Raw genomic sequence first — 15705 nt, forward strand, 5'->3', positions numbered from 1 at the left:
CCTTTCTTTGCAGCAATGGGTCAAAATATTACTCTCTGCGGAGATGTGGGTAGCGGACAGGGAGTGAATATGTGCAATCAAATTCTCTGTTCCCTTTATATGGTGGGACTATGCGAGGCAATACAGCTAGCCAAACACCAAGGCATCGATCCTAACCTGATTGTAGAAGTTTGCGGTACGGGTGCAGCAGGTTCTTGGGCATTGTCTAACTTGGGCAAGAAAATAATCGATCGCGATTACGATCCTGGTTTTGCCATCAAGCATATTGTCAAAGATTTACGTCTAGTCCAAGCCATCAATCAAAGTTCGGAACAAAATCTCCCTGGTACAGAATTAGCTGATCGCCTTTTCAAAACAGTACGAGCAATGGATGGGGGAGAAGGGAAGGAACAGGGAACTCAAGCCATGATTAGAGCGTATCTTGAGGAGTAATAAGTAGGGGCTGTTCGCGAACAGCCCCTATAAAAGTAATAACTAATAACTAAGTACTAACCACCTATGAATCAAATTACTAACGAACAACATAAAGCTAAAATGCAACGGCGCAAAGAAGTTCAAGCAGAACGTCTAGCGAGTAAAAGTGCCGATAAAGGTTTAATTATTGTCAATACAGGCAATGGTAAGGGAAAAACTACTGCTGCCTTGGGTATGGTCTTGCGCTCCCTCGGTCACGGCTATAAAGTGGCGATCGTGCAGTTTATTAAGGGAGCTTGGGAACCTGCAGAGAAAGCTGTTTTGGAACAATGGTCGGAACAGCTAAAATTTCACGCCATGGGCGAAGGTTTTACTTGGGACACCCAAGATAGAGAAAGAGACATTGCCAAAGCCGAAGCTGCTTGGGAACGAGCTTTAGAATATATTCTCAATCCCGAATATAGACTGGTACTGTTAGATGAAGTTAATATCGCCTTAAAATTGGGCTATTTAGATGTCAATAAGATAGTTGAAGGTCTACAACAAAAACCCGCAGACTCCCATGTAATTTTGACGGGAAGAGGCGCGCCAGAAGCATTAATCGCCGCTGCCGATCTGGTAACAGAAATGTCATTAGTTAAACATCCTTTCCGCGAACAAGGAATTAAAGCTCAACCAGGAATTGAATATTAAATATTGTTCGTTATAGTTACAAAGATATCTTCCATAATTCCTACTCAATGACTGGTAAAACTATCAACAGAAAGATCCAAATCTGGCTAGAGCGAGTATTGTCTGCATTTCTTTTAATGGGACAGGTTGTAGTTCGTATCTTGCAGGGAAAAATAAATCGTCGTAATACCCTCGAACAGATGGCAATAGTAGGTCCTGATTCTTTGGCGATCGCTCTAATTACAGCCATTTTTGTTGGTGCGGTATTTACCATCCAGGTAGCGCGAGAATTTCTCAATTTTGGTGCAGTACAGGCGATCGGCGGAGTATTGGCTTTGGCTTTGAGTCGAGAACTTGCCCCCGTATTAACCGCAGTAGTGATTGCAGCAAGGGTTGGTTCGGCATTTGCAGCCGAAATCGGTACGATGAAAGTCACCGAGCAAATCGACGCACTATATGTCCTTAAAAGCGATCCGATAAATTATTTAGTTATTCCTCGCCTAATTGCTTGTTGTCTGATGTTGCCCATCTTGACTATGATTTCTCTAGTTATGGGAATTATTGGGGGAATTATTGTGGCTGGTATTATTTATAATATTTCCCAAGCTACTTTTATTGAATCGATTCAAACCTTTTTACAAGTTTGGGATTTGGTTAGTGCTGCAATCAAATCTGTCATTTTTGGTGGCATCATTGCCATTATCGGCTGTAGTTGGGGTTTGACTACTACAGGTGGGGCAAAGGGAGTCGGACAATCCACCACAACCGCCGTGGTTTTAGCTCTCATTGCTATTTTTATTTCTAATTTTTTCTTATCTTGGTTGATGTTCCAAGGTTTAGGTCGTCAGTTTCTTAACTAAGCTGCAATTAAAGGTGAGGAAGTCTAAAATTAACAATAGTCTAAATTAACTTAAAATTATAAATCTCAAAATATGAATGATCCACAAACAGATGCCAAAGATCGCAGCTTTGGAGCTTTAATATATTTGTTTCCTTTGATTTACTCTTTACCTTTTGGAATTGCTCTCTTAAGTCAGTTTTCCTGGTTGGAGCAGTTTTTTGCGCCCCTAATCGTTATTTATGGACTAACTAATAGTTTGCCATTTGCCAGTTTGATTATTTTCTTCGGCTTGTGGTTTGCGGTAGTTCGCAATGATAAGGTAAGCTACTTTTTGCGCTTTAACGGTATGCAAGCCATATTAATGAATATCATCCAGATTTTATTTAGTTTGATTATGGGAATTCTCCTTCCTGCATTTGGTTCGGGAAGCTTGCTAGCAGAAACATTGAATAACACTATTTTTATGGGTAGCGTGGTTGCTAGTTTCTATTGTATATTTCGTTCTGTTCGAGGAGAATATCCAGAACTTCCTGCTATATCTGAGGCTGCTTCTTCCCAAATTCGTTAATAATGCTTGTAGAACGGTTAATATTGCATATTAACTTTATCTAAGATAAGGGAATCCGAGATCGTATCTAAATTTACAATAAAGGCATAACAATAGAAGATTAGAGATAGGATCGTGAAAAACTTAAATGTAAATGACGAACTATATTGGACTCCCCAAGCCCAAGCCAAATTAAAAATGATTCCTTTTTTCGCTCGCCCCCAAGCCCGACAAAGGATAGAAGCTTTAGCACGAGCCTCCGAAATTGAAGAAATCACTGCCGAATTAGTATTGCAGGCAAGAGCGGAATTCGGTCAGTAGTTAAAATGCGATTGTATCTTTTCTAGAAACAGACACGGAAAATAAGTAGTAGATAGGGTGGCAATGCACTAGAGAGCTAACCCGCCACCCACCATACATTTGTATCTAGCTAGTTGTGGCTTCTTCTCTACGTTGTGTTTTCTCGGTAGCATTATCGATACTTAATGCACCAGCACCAGCATAGATAGTCATTAATAAACCACCAATTAGACCGATATTTTTGAGAAAAGAATTCATTTCACCAGGATCGGCAAGGGGATTATGAAATACTAAAGTTGCAGGAATTAAAAATAAAATTAGTAGAACCGAACCAATCTTGACTTTATAACCCAACAGCAAAGAAAGTCCGCCTAGTAATTGAAAAGCGATGGTGAAAATCAATAAAACATTAGCGATAGGTAAGCCTTGATTTGCCATCATTGACGCAGTGCCAGCAAAACCAAAAATCTTACCAATTCCCGAATTAATAAAGATAATGCAAAGACAGATGCGAGCAGCTAAAGGAATGTATTTCATGTTTAATTAAACTCCTATTTACAAGATGTTTTTTGAGATTCTGTATTGTCAACCAGAAGGTTGCTAGTGGTAGATTGAGAGACAACAGGACGAATGTTGCGATCGCCTAAAAAATAATCTCTAATCCAGCTTTTGAAGACTATTAAACGATTTGTTAAACCAGGAAGATAATATAAATGAATGCCTAACCACAATAGCCAAGCCAACCATCCTTTTAAAGGTATCCTGCCAAACAGATAAGCAACTCCTGCATTACGGGCAATTATGGCTGCTGTTCCTTTGTTAAAGTAATTAAAAGGTTTGGGAGGTAATCCTCGCAGTTGTCGTATCAGATTATTTCCTACTGCTGTTCCTTGTTGTAATGCTTCGGGGGCAATTCCTAACAATGGCTTGCCATTTTGTTGGACATATGCGACATCTCCCACGGCATATACTTCAGGATAATCTAATATTTGCAAAGTCGATCGCACGCGGACTCGATCGCGTTTGGCTGTGGCTAATTTATCTGCATCAGTCGGAAGATTAGCTTCTACCCCTGCTGTCCAAATAATCGTTGCGGTTTCAATTACCGTACCGTCTTCTAATTCTACTGCTCCAGGTAAGACGGAACGTACGCGAGTTTGAAAATGAATTTTTACTCCTCGACGGCGCAACTGTTTACCCGTATAGTTTCCTAAATGATTAGGAAAATCAGTCAATAATCTATTTCGAGAATGAATCAGAATTATTTTAACTTCTCGGCGATCGAGTTCGGGATATTGTTCCCTTAAAGCAGCGTGAATTGACTCCTTTAAAGCTCCTGCTAACTCTACTCCTGTCGCCCCACCACCAACTATAGTAAAAGTGAGTAGTTGCCGTCTTTTTTCGTAGTCATTACAATTAACAGCACGTTCTAGATTACTAAAAATGCGATCGCGTAAAACCACTGCATCTTTAAGAGTTCGCAGGGGATAAGTATGTTCGGGTGCCCCCTCGACACCCAGGAATTTAGTTTGACTCCCCGTAGCGATAACTAAATAGTCATATGTGATATCCTCGCGATCGGTTTCAATAACTTTACGAGTGAAATCTATGGCTAAAACTTCTGCTTGCAAAAAACGAGCATTACTACAATTACGGAGATATTTTTTAATCGGATAGGCTACAGTTTCTGGAGCAATGAAACCAGTAGCAACTTGATAAAGTAAAGGTACAAAAGTATGATACTTATTACGGTCTATTAATAAAATATCTGCCTCAATTTTTGCCAAGTTTTGTACTGCCCTTAGTCCTGCGAAACCAGCTCCAATGATAATTATTTTAGGTTTATGGTATGACATGATTTATTAGCATTTTTTGATTGAAAATTTTTATTTTATTGATTTATATTTTAATATTTCGATTGTAAAGTCGTTCTGAATATAGATTTTTTTTAAAAGCATATAAAATATTTTATACTTAATTATTCGATAAATTTGTTTTTTTCAATACGTTTTTTTTGCCATACAATTACTTGTTTTTTGAAACCAACACGGTAAACATAAGTAGGTAGGTGTAATTAAATATAAAATGTTTGGGTTGGGTAAGCGGTGTCCCCATTCGGGGATAAACGACCGCTTTTGAGAAAACCTCAAAGGACGCAAGCGCACTAAGACAGGGTAAAGGATAAAGGAAATTATTCATCGTCGCTTTTTAAACTATGAAATTTACATCTTATAAATTATTAGGCTCACCTACTTAATTTATATAAACCGTGCTGATTTTGAGCAAAAAGCTGCTTATATAAATTACGAAAACTAATAACTAAGATGCTCTTGGAGCAGATTTAAAACCTTTGCCATGAGTACCATCGCAAAAAGGTTGATTTGCCGACTGTCCGCAACGACAGAGAGCCGTGGTATTTCCAGTTGTAGAAAATGTCTTTCCTTCAGCATCTAAAACTTCTATATTTCCCTTAACTAAAAAAGGTCCATTATCAGTAGTTGTAATCTGAACATCAGCCATAGTATTCTCCTCTCAAAAAGTAAAAAAGCCACTTGTTTGGTATTAATAAATAATGCTCAAAACAAGTTATTAATTATTGTAAATAATTGAGTATTTGGTGTAAAGTAGTAATCAAAATATTAGTTACTTACTTTTAAGTAACCATTGAATAAAATGAGGTTTTAATATCTAATGTCTTTACCTCAACGTTCTTCTCGTTGTGCTTTTGAATCATTGCTTACTCTTTTAAGTGGAACTTGGACACTGCAAATACTTTGGGTATTGCGTAACTCCTCTCCGATTCGTTTCGGCGAACTCAAACGAAAAATTTCTGGAATATCAGCCAAAGTTCTCACAGATCGATTACGGATGTTAGAGGAAGCAGAACTAGTAGATAGAGAATACAAACCAACTATTCCTCCTCAAGTAAGTTATCGACTCACTACAAGAGCAATGGAATTAAATGAAATTTTCGATCGCCTAGAAATAGTCGCTCAAAAATGGTATTCCGAGGAAGATATAAAAGTAATATCTGAATAATTTTTATTTTCTTACAATTTATTTACTTTAATTAATTTTTCTTATATCTAGCAGATAAATATGACACTAAGATGACGGATCGGAAAACTGAGGGTGAGCTTAGTTAATCAGAATATTATTTTTCATAAATGCAATGGCACTGATCGGGTGAGCGAAATTTACCGTGGCAAAAATTAATTTTCGTGTTGTTGAAGTAACAAGTAAAAAGTAACGAGTAACGACAATGGACGCTGCTACTCGTTACTCGTTACTCATAACTTAAAGCGTCGAACTCCCACACCTTACTCATTACTTAAAGCGTCGAACTCCCACACCTTTTTTCGTTCACCCGCACTGATCCCAAATTTTGTTTCCGTAGAAAACTTGACGGTTAAGAAAATTAAAAATGATAGTACAGTAGCTGAAGAAACGTCAGCAGGGTCGCACCGCTCATCTAATTTTGTAAGGCTATATAAGTATTTTTGCGGGACATTAAGTAAAGTTTTGATAAAGTTGAAAAACTCAATGATAGTATAAGCGTAATCTCTTACGAGAAAATACTTATACTAATTATTATTTTTGCCAACTAATTTCTCATATGCCCTCTTTTCTATTAGGGAAAATTACTAAAACCTTACCTGCGATCGCACCTTTTATTTGTTTGGTAGGAATTGTCTTTCTACAAAGTCAAGAATACAAAAGTTCGGCTCAAGAGTTGAGTTACGAAAACTATGTCAAGCAAGAGCAACAACAGGCAAGAACTCTAGCATTTCAAAACACAACTCCTTATCTTGATTTTGACAATTTAATCGCCAATTGGTCTTATCTTAATTTTGTTCAGTATTTTGGACATGGAAAAGCCAGGGAAACTATTGGTTATAGGTTAGTGCCAGAGTATTTTAAAACTATAACCAATATCGATCCCCGTTTCATTCAAGCTCATCTCCGACTGTCGATCGCCAATTCGATGTATGCTGGCAATGCAGAAACAACTATTGCTTTGATGGAAGAAGTTTTGACAGCAGTAAATCCAGAATCTGAAGATGCAGCATTACTTTGGACTTCTAAAGGTTTGGATGAATTGTTGTTTTTAGGCAATAAAGAAGCAGCAATTAATTCTTATAAAATGGCTGCCAGATGGTCGAATTTAACTGCAACCGAACGTCCCGACGGCTTGACTATCAAAGATTTAGAAACAGCCTTAGAATCCGTTGATGAAATAGACCTAAAAGAAGCCCAAGTTAGGGCTTGGTCTAGTGTTTTAGTTCATATTAAAGACAACCAAAGAAAACAAGAAATCATTCACAAAATAGATGACTTGCGCTCGGAAATTGCTGCTTTAAAAAAATCAGAACAAATTTAACTCAATTTTTAACTCAATTGCCCTAACTGTCCTTAAGGTGTTTTCCAAATACGTTGGTGATAGTCATCTAATTTGGCATAGGGATCTTCTTGGTGATGGTGATGATGACCATGATGATGGTGGTGGTGACCGTGATTATCTTGTAAGTCTGCTGCTGCTAGGCGAAACTTACACATTTCGCAATTCATCGCCACTTGACCTAATTGCGCCTCGATTTCTCTTGCTCGAATTACATGGAATAGTTGAGAAGCGATGCCCATCTCTGGCAAAGAAACAAAATCTATCTGAGGATGTTGTTCTTGTTGCTGTGCGGTGATGCTATGGATTTTCTCCATTAAAGTACCCGTGAACAAGAAATAGGGTAAGACAATAATCCGCTTGCTACCGTATAAATAAGCCCGACGGAAGCCTTCTTCTAGACGAGGGTGGGTGATGCCAATAAAACAAGTTTCAACGGTTTTATAACCGCTTCCTTCCCATATAATTCGAGCTAGTTTGCAGACATCTCCGTTAGCATCGGGATCGCTCGATCCCCTACCTACAAATAACAATACGGTATCTTCACGAGCAATGCCATGAGGATTATTTTCCGCTCGATCTAATTCTGCCAAGCGATCGCGCCATAGTTCGATTATCTTGGGGGTAATGCCAAAATGACGACCATAATTGAGTTGTAGTTGAGGATAAGGAAGTCGCGATCGATCTAGTTCGTTGGTAACATCAAACTTGTTATGTCTGGCTGCAAACAAAAGAATAGGCAAGGCAGTAATTTCTGTGTAGCCTCGCTCTACACAAGCATCGATGCCCTGTTGAATTGTTGGTTTGGTCAGTTCTAGAAAACAAGGAATTACTGGACGGGAAGTATCTAATTTTTGGTAGGCTTCGACAAAATCGATAAAGGTCTGTCTGCCACGTTCGTTTCTAGTACCGTGTCCGATAGCTAATAACGGTCTGGGATGGGGTAATGATGGCAGGTTGAGATTACTAAAATTGGGTTGAATGGAGTTAGCAATAATCATCTGTACCTCGCAGATTTATTTAAAGAGTTTGCTAGAATCGTCGGCGGGTATTCTGACTTAGAGACTTAAGATCGCTCGTCTCATCACAGCTGCGGGACAGCGTTGGATTTGCACCAATCTTTCCCCTTCGTTTTTAATCGGGATTTCCTCTTAAAACCGACTTAATAATCATAGTTTCGATTGACAAAACTAATTGATAACTTTAATTTAACTTTATTTATCGAGAGACAAAATAATTTACTGCTTTGGTGAGGGCATCATCAATGTTAGATTGGGGCAAACCTAGTTCTTTCACTGCTTTGCTGGCATCGTAAAACATTTTTTGCCGAGACATTCGCACCCCATCTAAAGCAATGGTTGGTTGTTTGCCTAATTTTTCTAGAATATTTTCTTCTAGCCAAGCGACACTATAGGGTATCCAGTAAGGAATAGTAAATTTAGGGGCTGGTAAATCTGTAATTTTGGCTAATTTTTGCAGTAATTGAGCAAAGCTCAGGTTTTGATGCCCTAAAATATAGCGATCGCCTGTTTTTCCTTTTTCTAAGGCTAAAAGGTGTCCCCAAGCCACATCATTAACGTCAATCAGATTTAGACCAGTATCTACATAAAACGGCATTTTTCTTTGCAAAAAACGCACGATAATTTCTCCTGTGGGAGTTGGTTTGAGGTCAAATTCTCCAATAGGAGTACTGGGGTTGACAATGACAATATCTTGTCCTGCGGATATTGCTTTGATTGCTTCTCGTTCGGCATAGTATTTTGATTTTTTATAGTCTCCGATTAGTTTTTCTACGGGACTTTGATAGGTTTCATTGGCGGGCAACCCATCGGTTCTAACCCCAATAGCTGCCACAGAACTCGTATAAACAGTGCGTTCGATTCCCCCTTGACGAGCAGCATTTAAAATATTTTTTGTACCCAATACATTATTACGATAGAGGGCTTCTTGGTCTTGTTTCCATAAGGAATATTGGGCTGCCACATGAAACAATACCTGACAACCTTGCATCTGCTTCGCTATGTCTTGTTGGTTTAAATCTCCTCGAACAATTTCTAAATCTAAAGATTTTAGATTAGTCAGATTACTATGATTTCGGACTAAAGCCCTGACTTGAAAATTTTGTTGCAATAATAATCTAATTAAGTTTGCCCCGACAAAACCCGTTCCACCAGTAACAAAAGCTCGCATTATTTAAAAAATAAAACTTTATATCTAATACCTAAATCACCCATCCAAATCCCCTTCCATAACTGTAGAAAGGGCTTTAGCCGTATTTTCCTTAAATTCCTTAACGTTAACTCGCTCTAAAAAGGCGATCGCCACCAACATTCCCAAAGCCTGTATCAGGAAGACTAAACCATAGGACATCAAGGGAGTAGCAAAGATACTTTTGCCCAAATCTAAAATTGCGCCTCCTACGAAAGTAGCCAATCCTCTAGACATAGCCTGTGCCAAACCCCACGCGCCGATAAATGTCCCTGCGGTTTCGGCTGCGGTTAAATCTAACATCAGACTAATACCGCCAACGGTAGCGATTCCTGCTGCAATGCCAAAGAAAACCATTGCCGATTGAAGCATTTTAGGTTGTTGGGTAAAACCAGCCAAGATAATTAGACCAAAACACAGTGCCACTGCAATACAACCGATTTTGGTAGTTTGTTTCTTACCCAAAGCAGGAATGATTTTAAATCCCGTTACTGCATAACCGAATAGAATGCCCATGCCCCAAAAAGAGTTCAGTTTGGTAGTTTCCCCGATACTCATACCAAATACTTCGCCCCCATAGGGTTCGAGTACTGCTTCCTGCATGAATAAGCCAATAGTCAGGATGGAAAGAAAGGTAAAAAAGATTCCTGTCTGACGACTGGTGGTTAATACTGCGATCGCTTGTTTCATCGTGATACCGTCTTCGCGATTGCTAGCAGTATTTTTGTTATTGAAACTAGAATATTTGTTTTCTACTCCTACAGTAGCTAGAAATGCCAAACCAAAAACTAAGAAGGGAACGATCGCGAATACGTAATTAATTGGAGGCTGCAATACTTCTAAGGGAATATTACCCGCACTCACTCCTTCAGATTCTATCTGTTTAAAGACAATACTTCCTGTAATCCCGCCAATTACGATACCTACCATTAACATCGACCAAACGATCGCAATTAACTTGGAACGCCGATCTTCATCAGTAATATCTACTAGCAAAGCTGTGAAGGGAGTCGAACTACTACTTACTGCCAAACCATAAATAGCCATAACTAAAGCTAAGATTGCACTCCAGCCAATAGTTTGACTATTCCAAATCCATCCTTCATTATTTCTGACAACCTCTCCCAGTTGCCACATAACTTGTACGGCTAAATATACTGCCAAACCAAAAATTGCCGTACCCAATAAAACATAATTGGTGCGGTGTTTGCCTAGTAGTGGCTTTTTATCGGATAATTGTCCAAACCAAACTCTTGCGGGAGAGACAAACAAGGAAGTAGCTAATATTCCTCCCGTAATAGTCGCAGGAATTCCTAGTTCGCTAATCATCACACGATTTAAGACAGCCAGGGTTAAAACTGCCATCAATCCCAGTCCCATGTTAAATAGACCCAAACGACAGATGGTTAATATTCCTATATGAGGTTTGGGGCGATCGAGATTAGCTTGGGGAATATCTTCAATAGTCATTTTGATTGTAAATTTAATTTAATTTATAAATTTTTCAATAGAAATATAATTCTACTGGTTATTCTAAAATTAATTCTTATTTTAGTTTGGTTGGGTAAGAAGACGCGATCGCTATAATACTAGCCAAGTGGAATCTTGAGACTTCTTGGGTGAGGTCAGGGTAAATGGTGAGGAGAATAAACAAAAATATTATCAACAAAATACTTTTGCCAGAAGTTCTTTGAACTCGAACATTTTAACTTTGATTAAGATAAAAATATTATTATTGGGAAAATGCAAAATGAATGATTTTATTCGGATTATTGTTGCTATCTTGCTGCCACCATTAGGGGTATTCCTACAGGTTGGTATTGGTAAAGATTTTTGGATTAATATCTTGCTGACTATATTCGGTTATATTCCTGGATTGGTTCATGCTATCTGGATAATCGCTAAAAAGTAAAAACAGAGTAAGCTCACTCCGCGCTGAAGCGACCAAGCTTTCGCACTTCGCTGTCAGTTGAAAACAAACATTGAATTTATACAAGCGATCGCAATTGACCGTCAATATTCTATTTATTTGCTCGAAAAATCAATGGCGCAGTCCTACAGCAGAAACTATCTATCGCCAAGATCCCAGATTTAACGTACGTTCGGCTGGGATTAATTCGGGTGCGAAAAAAAGAATTAATGAAAAAGCTCTTAGATGGGCTGATTTAATTTTGGTAATGGAAAATAAGCACAAGAAAGCGATCTTGGCTCGATATCGAAATTTGGATTTACCAGATATTTTTGTTTTGGACATACCTGATGATTATCAATATATGTCAGAAGAGTTGATTCTGTTGATTAGGGAAATTACAGAAGGAATTATGAGTAATTGGAATAGCTTTGATTAAAAACAATCAACAATCAGCAATCATCACTTCAGCAGCTTGTAATAAATCCTGCTTAATATCTTGCAAATCCTCTCGATTGTCCAAATAAGTAGTTAAAGCCTCAATCGGATTTAAAGTATTGCCTACTCCCAACTCTGGCAAACGGGGGCGAGCTAATTGGCTGACCAATTCGGGACGAATACTATGGCTGTGGGCTGATTGCAAAGCGCGATCGATCGCCGCCGTATTAATTAAATCCAATTGTTCCGAGCGCAATTTATAAATTAGACGGACAACTTTAGCTTCGATTTCTTGTTTGGCGATCGCTGCGATAACTGCCTCTAAGGGGTCTTCTTCTTGGGATACATCTAATTCTATGGTGAGGAAAGGACGGGCAGGTAAGGGGCAAAATTCCCAGTCAACTTTTCCTGGTTCGACATCTAATAAAATATAGCCCTTATCCTCTTTTTCTTCACTAAAATCAACCCGTTCGATACTCCCTGGATAAATAATTGGCGGATCGTTACTAGGATTGAGATTTTGATGTTTGTGGACGTGACCTAAAGCTACATAGTCATATTCCTCGCGGGTTAGCATCGAAATGGGAATAGTAAAACCTTTGCCCACTGCTAAAAATTTTTCTGCTCCCAAATTAGCCCGATCTGCCATTAAGTGAGCCAGTAGAATCGTAGGTAGATTGCGATCAAGTCGGCGAATTTCTGCTTCTAAGACTGGTTCTAATTTTTTCAGCAATAACTCGTTGACTTCTGGTAAAGTCAGCCCTTCTGTTTCTGGACGAGTTAAGAGAGTCGAACGATTTAACCAGGGAAGAGTCAAAATTTGAATATCTCCCCCAGCAGTAGCAATACGATGGGTCGTAATGGTATCTCCCACAATAAACCCAGGTACAACAAGAGTGCGATAAATACACAAACTAGCCCCACCATTACCCTGAGAGTGCTGGTCGTGGTTGCCTACTAATAAAACCGCAGGAATTTTGGCATCGGCTAACCTTCTAAATTGACTGGCAAAAGCTTCGTGAACAAAAGGGGGAGGAGTCGCATCGGGAAAAGCATCACCGCCAAATAAAACTAAGTCTACTGGTTCTTCAATAGCCCGATCGATACAGACACTGAGAGTTTTAACAAAATCTTCAAGTCTGGTATTCAAACCTGTTTCGGGGTTGACTTTGCCATGAGAAAATCCGCTACCAATATGAATGTCAGATAAATGAAGAAGTTTAACCATAGTTTAGTTTTTAGTTTTTAGTTTTTAGTTTTTAGAAATATTCAATTCATAACATTGCATTTGAGGAAAATCACGCTTAATTATTGCCATTGCCTCTAGTTGATGAAAACGATTTCTAGCGATTAATTGTGCCGTACCATCCCCCTGAGAGCCTACACCTTTCCCACCATAAATATGTTCCTGTAGAGATGGATAATTGAGTAACTGATGCAATAGAGGTGCGGTAAGTTGGCTGGGACAAGCGGGAATCATACAGCGATCGAATTCAGCCTGGGCTAGATTCATTAAGTCCCCAATTTTAGCAATATCTCCCTGGTTTAAATAATCTATGGCATTTCTAACTATTTCGCCATTAATCTCCCCCAAATAATGCTGTACCCTAGCTGCGATCGCATTATTGGCAACGGGATAGCATTGATTGAGTTTTGCCAGTATTGTTTGGGTATTTTTATTTCCAGCTAGATCGACAATAATAGTATGGAAATCTTGACCGACAGTTAAAGGTTCGATTTCTAGGCTATCTCCATCGAAGGTCATTAAAATAGGTCGCTCGCCATAAGCGCAAGCTTGGTCTAGTCTGCCACATTGACTGGAAGTATTTCTTTCTCCCCAATATGCCAGATCCATTTCTTCTTCTATAGTTAGACCTAAATCGTATAATAGATTAAAAGCTCTGGCGACTAAAACACAGATAGCAGCACTAGAAGACAAACCTTTTTTCAGGGGCAAATCCATTTTATAGTTATCGATCGCGATGCCAGAAACCCGATATCTGGTTAAAATTTCATAAGCTACTCCTGCTACGTAACTATAAAAGCGATCGCTCTGCGCCATTTTGCCTAACTCAACTAAATCCATTGGTAAGTCGAGAATTTCACAATTATTAATTGTTGTAAAACGCAAATTAGAATGAGTCTTAATTCGGGCATAAATTCCCTGATTTGTACCGACGACAATGGCATAACCAGGATTTATCTTTGAATTTACCCGTCTATATTGGGCAGCCCAATCGCTATGTTCTCCAAAAAGACAAAGACGACCTGGAATAAAAATTTCCATAGCTCAAGTTCGATAATCAATATTGTTACAATGTTTAGTCATTAACTAAGATTACGCACTCAAAACCTTTAAATTATTACGCCAATCGATTAATTTATCAATGATAGGTCTGGGTGTTTGGTCAAACTCCTATTGGGGAATTAGTTAGAAATAATATAGAGCAATCTTTAAAATGGGTATAGTGAGAAAGAAAAGTATAGTTCGAGAACAAAATAATAACCATTTAGCTCGCTACAGCAATAACTTCTTGAATAAATCTACTAAATTACTCACAGGCTCTTTAATTGCTTTTACGAGTTTATTCGCCCCAGGGATAAATCCATCTACCCAAGCTGCCGTAGGTCCATATTGTCAGTTTACTCCTCAAGAAATAGCAGCCAAAGAAGCATTACTCAAAACTACTGTATCAAAAGGAAACGAACCTACTACCAACCCAGAATATAACGCCATACTCCAAAAACATACTGAAATGCTTCAGCTATGTCGAAGTCAAACTTGGCCTAACGATCAAGCCATTTGGTTGAGATTGTATCCGTGCGATGCTAGTTTGGGTTCGATCGATTATGTCTTAGATCGCATCGTCAACCTAGGATATAACCGAGTCCATCTAGAAGTATTCTATGACAGTCAGGTGTTGTTACCCCCAGGAGACAATCCTACTCCCTGGACATCGGTATTACGCTCGCCAGGACAAGAAAATATCGATCTCTTGCAACAAACTATAGACAAAGCACATCAAAGGGGTCTAAAAGTTTATGCTTGGCTATTCACGATGAATTTTGGCTATACCTATGCCCAACGCCCAGATCGTCAATCAGCCTTAGCCCGTAATGGCACGGGACAAGATAGTTTAACTTTTGTTCACGATCGCTCTCAAGCTTATATCGATCCCTATTCTCGTCAAGCCCAAACTGACTATTACAATCTAGTCCAAGAAGTCTTAAAACGGCAGCCAGACGGCATTTTATTTGACTACGTCCGCTACCCTCGCGGTATTGGCGGAGAATCTTACGTACATAACGTCAAAGACCTTTGGATCTATAGCGAATCATCCCTTAACGCCCTTTACAATCGAGCTAGTAACAAAAAAGGTTTAGCTCTGATTAAAAAATACATTAATACAGGTCACATAACTATTTCCGACCTTAAAGCGATCGACGAACAGTTTCCCCAAGAAGTAAATGCCAAATGGCAAGGTCGTCGCAACTTCCCCGATGCCAAAGCAACTATCGAATCTCGTCACAATAGTCTTCAACTAGATCTGTGGTATTTCTCTGTCGCTCATGCAGCACAGGGGGTCATTGATTTTCTTACTTTCGCTTCTCGTCCCGCTAAACTAAAAAACCTTCCTGCTGGGGCAGTATTTTTTCCCGATGCCAATCGCCTAGTGGGCAAGACTGGTTTTGATTCTCGCCTTCAAGCTTGGGATAAATTTCCTGCGGATTTGGAATGGCATCCCATGGCTTATGCAGTATGTGAGGGAGAAACTTATTGCATTAGCGATCCAGTAGAAACTGTCTTGAAAACTGCTTCGCCAACGACTAAAGTCACTCCCGCTTTGGCAGGGGCTTGGGGCAAAATTTATCGCGATCATCCTCCTCTAGAAGTACAGATAGAAGCCTTACGAAAAACAACTCCCGAACTTAATTCCATGAGTCATTTTAGTTATGCTTGGCAAGAGCCAGATCGC

At 39.1% G+C, this 15705-nt stretch carries 18 protein-coding genes and 1 riboswitch; of the genes, 10 read left to right on the top strand and 8 right to left on the bottom strand.

Features of this window, described 5'->3' with window-relative positions:
• From AC33VI_RS02510 to AC33VI_RS02530, 5 genes are all read left to right on the top strand, one after another.
• On the top strand, positions 1-432 hold a 432-nt coding region (locus tag AC33VI_RS02510), incomplete at its 5' end, for an NAD(P)-dependent oxidoreductase (RefSeq protein ID WP_491780694.1).
• 66 nt (positions 433-498) lie between these two features.
• Entirely contained in the window at positions 499-1107 is a 609-nt protein-coding gene (gene cobO, locus AC33VI_RS02515) for a cob(I)yrinic acid a,c-diamide adenosyltransferase (RefSeq protein WP_491780695.1), read from the top strand.
• Positions 1108-1154: 47 nt separating this feature from the next.
• Positions 1155-1946, top strand: a complete 792-nt coding sequence (locus tag AC33VI_RS02520) for an MlaE family lipid ABC transporter permease subunit (protein WP_491780696.1) — start codon at positions 1155-1157, stop codon at positions 1944-1946.
• A gap of 72 nt (positions 1947-2018) precedes the next feature.
• Positions 2019-2495 (top strand): Tic20 family protein, encoded by a 477-nt coding sequence (locus tag AC33VI_RS02525; protein WP_491780697.1) that lies wholly within the window; start codon positions 2019-2021, stop codon positions 2493-2495.
• 114 nt (positions 2496-2609) lie between these two features.
• Positions 2610-2795 (top strand): PCP reductase family protein, encoded by a 186-nt coding sequence (locus AC33VI_RS02530; RefSeq protein ID WP_491780698.1) that lies wholly within the window; start codon positions 2610-2612, stop codon positions 2793-2795.
• 105 nt (positions 2796-2900) lie between these two features.
• On the opposite strand, the gene AC33VI_RS02535 is transcribed toward AC33VI_RS02530, so the two are convergent.
• From AC33VI_RS02535 to AC33VI_RS02545, 3 genes are all read right to left on the bottom strand, one after another.
• On the bottom strand, positions 2901-3311 hold the full coding sequence (locus tag AC33VI_RS02535) for a DoxX family protein (protein ID WP_491780699.1): 411 nt from the start codon (positions 3309-3311) through the stop codon (positions 2901-2903).
• 14 nt (positions 3312-3325) lie between these two features.
• Positions 3326-4630 carry an NAD(P)/FAD-dependent oxidoreductase gene (locus tag AC33VI_RS02540; protein WP_491780700.1) on the bottom strand — a complete coding sequence of 435 codons (1305 nt, stop codon included), beginning with the start codon at positions 4628-4630 and terminating at the stop codon, positions 3326-3328.
• Between the two features lie 463 nt (positions 4631-5093).
• Complete coding sequence (locus AC33VI_RS02545) at positions 5094-5294, bottom strand: CDGSH iron-sulfur domain-containing protein (protein ID WP_491780701.1); 201 nt, start codon at positions 5292-5294, stop codon at positions 5094-5096.
• 171 nt (positions 5295-5465) lie between these two features.
• On the opposite strand from AC33VI_RS02545, the gene AC33VI_RS02550 reads away from it, so the two are divergent.
• Entirely contained in the window at positions 5466-5813 is a 348-nt protein-coding gene (locus tag AC33VI_RS02550) for a winged helix-turn-helix transcriptional regulator (protein ID WP_491780702.1), read from the top strand.
• A 577-nt stretch (positions 5814-6390) separates the two neighbouring features.
• On the top strand, positions 6391-7155 hold the full coding sequence (locus tag AC33VI_RS02555) for a hypothetical protein (RefSeq protein ID WP_491780703.1): 765 nt from the start codon (positions 6391-6393) through the stop codon (positions 7153-7155).
• Between the two features lie 32 nt (positions 7156-7187).
• Here the strand turns inward: AC33VI_RS02555 and AC33VI_RS02560 are convergent, their stop codons facing one another.
• From AC33VI_RS02560 to AC33VI_RS02570, 3 genes are all read right to left on the bottom strand, one after another.
• A complete protein-coding gene (locus AC33VI_RS02560; protein WP_491780704.1) occupies positions 7188-8174 on the bottom strand; it encodes a sirohydrochlorin chelatase in 987 nt (328 codons plus the stop codon).
• 25 nt (positions 8175-8199) lie between these two features.
• Positions 8200-8350, bottom strand: a riboswitch (cobalamin riboswitch).
• Between the two features lie 41 nt (positions 8351-8391).
• Positions 8392-9363, bottom strand: coding sequence for a hopanoid-associated sugar epimerase (hpnA, locus tag AC33VI_RS02565; protein WP_491780705.1), 972 nt, complete (start codon positions 9361-9363; stop codon positions 8392-8394).
• 36 nt (positions 9364-9399) lie between these two features.
• Positions 9400-10851, bottom strand: a complete 1452-nt coding sequence (locus AC33VI_RS02570) for a BCD family MFS transporter (RefSeq protein ID WP_491780706.1) — start codon at positions 10849-10851, stop codon at positions 9400-9402.
• Positions 10852-11131: 280 nt separating this feature from the next.
• On the opposite strand from AC33VI_RS02570, the gene AC33VI_RS02575 reads away from it, so the two are divergent.
• Positions 11132-11293: a YqaE/Pmp3 family membrane protein gene (locus tag AC33VI_RS02575; protein ID WP_491780707.1), complete on the top strand. Its 162-nt coding sequence runs from the start codon at positions 11132-11134 to the stop codon at positions 11291-11293.
• 70 nt (positions 11294-11363) lie between these two features.
• Positions 11364-11729, top strand: a complete 366-nt coding sequence (locus AC33VI_RS02580) for a low molecular weight protein tyrosine phosphatase family protein (protein ID WP_491780708.1) — start codon at positions 11364-11366, stop codon at positions 11727-11729.
• A gap of 6 nt (positions 11730-11735) precedes the next feature.
• Here the strand turns inward: AC33VI_RS02580 and sbcD are convergent, their stop codons facing one another.
• Both sbcD and AC33VI_RS02590 read right to left on the bottom strand, forming a co-directional pair.
• On the bottom strand, positions 11736-12956 hold the full coding sequence (sbcD, locus tag AC33VI_RS02585; RefSeq protein WP_491780709.1) for an exonuclease subunit SbcD: 1221 nt from the start codon (positions 12954-12956) through the stop codon (positions 11736-11738).
• Between the two features lie 24 nt (positions 12957-12980).
• Positions 12981-14015 carry a mevalonate kinase family protein gene (locus tag AC33VI_RS02590; RefSeq protein ID WP_491780710.1) on the bottom strand — a complete coding sequence of 345 codons (1035 nt, stop codon included), beginning with the start codon at positions 14013-14015 and terminating at the stop codon, positions 12981-12983.
• Between the two features lie 172 nt (positions 14016-14187).
• On the opposite strand from AC33VI_RS02590, the gene AC33VI_RS02595 reads away from it, so the two are divergent.
• Positions 14188-15705: family 10 glycosylhydrolase (locus tag AC33VI_RS02595; RefSeq protein WP_491780711.1), on the top strand; the 1518-nt coding region annotated here is incomplete at its 3' end.

It is taken from the genome of Waterburya sp. (assembly GCF_058530065.1).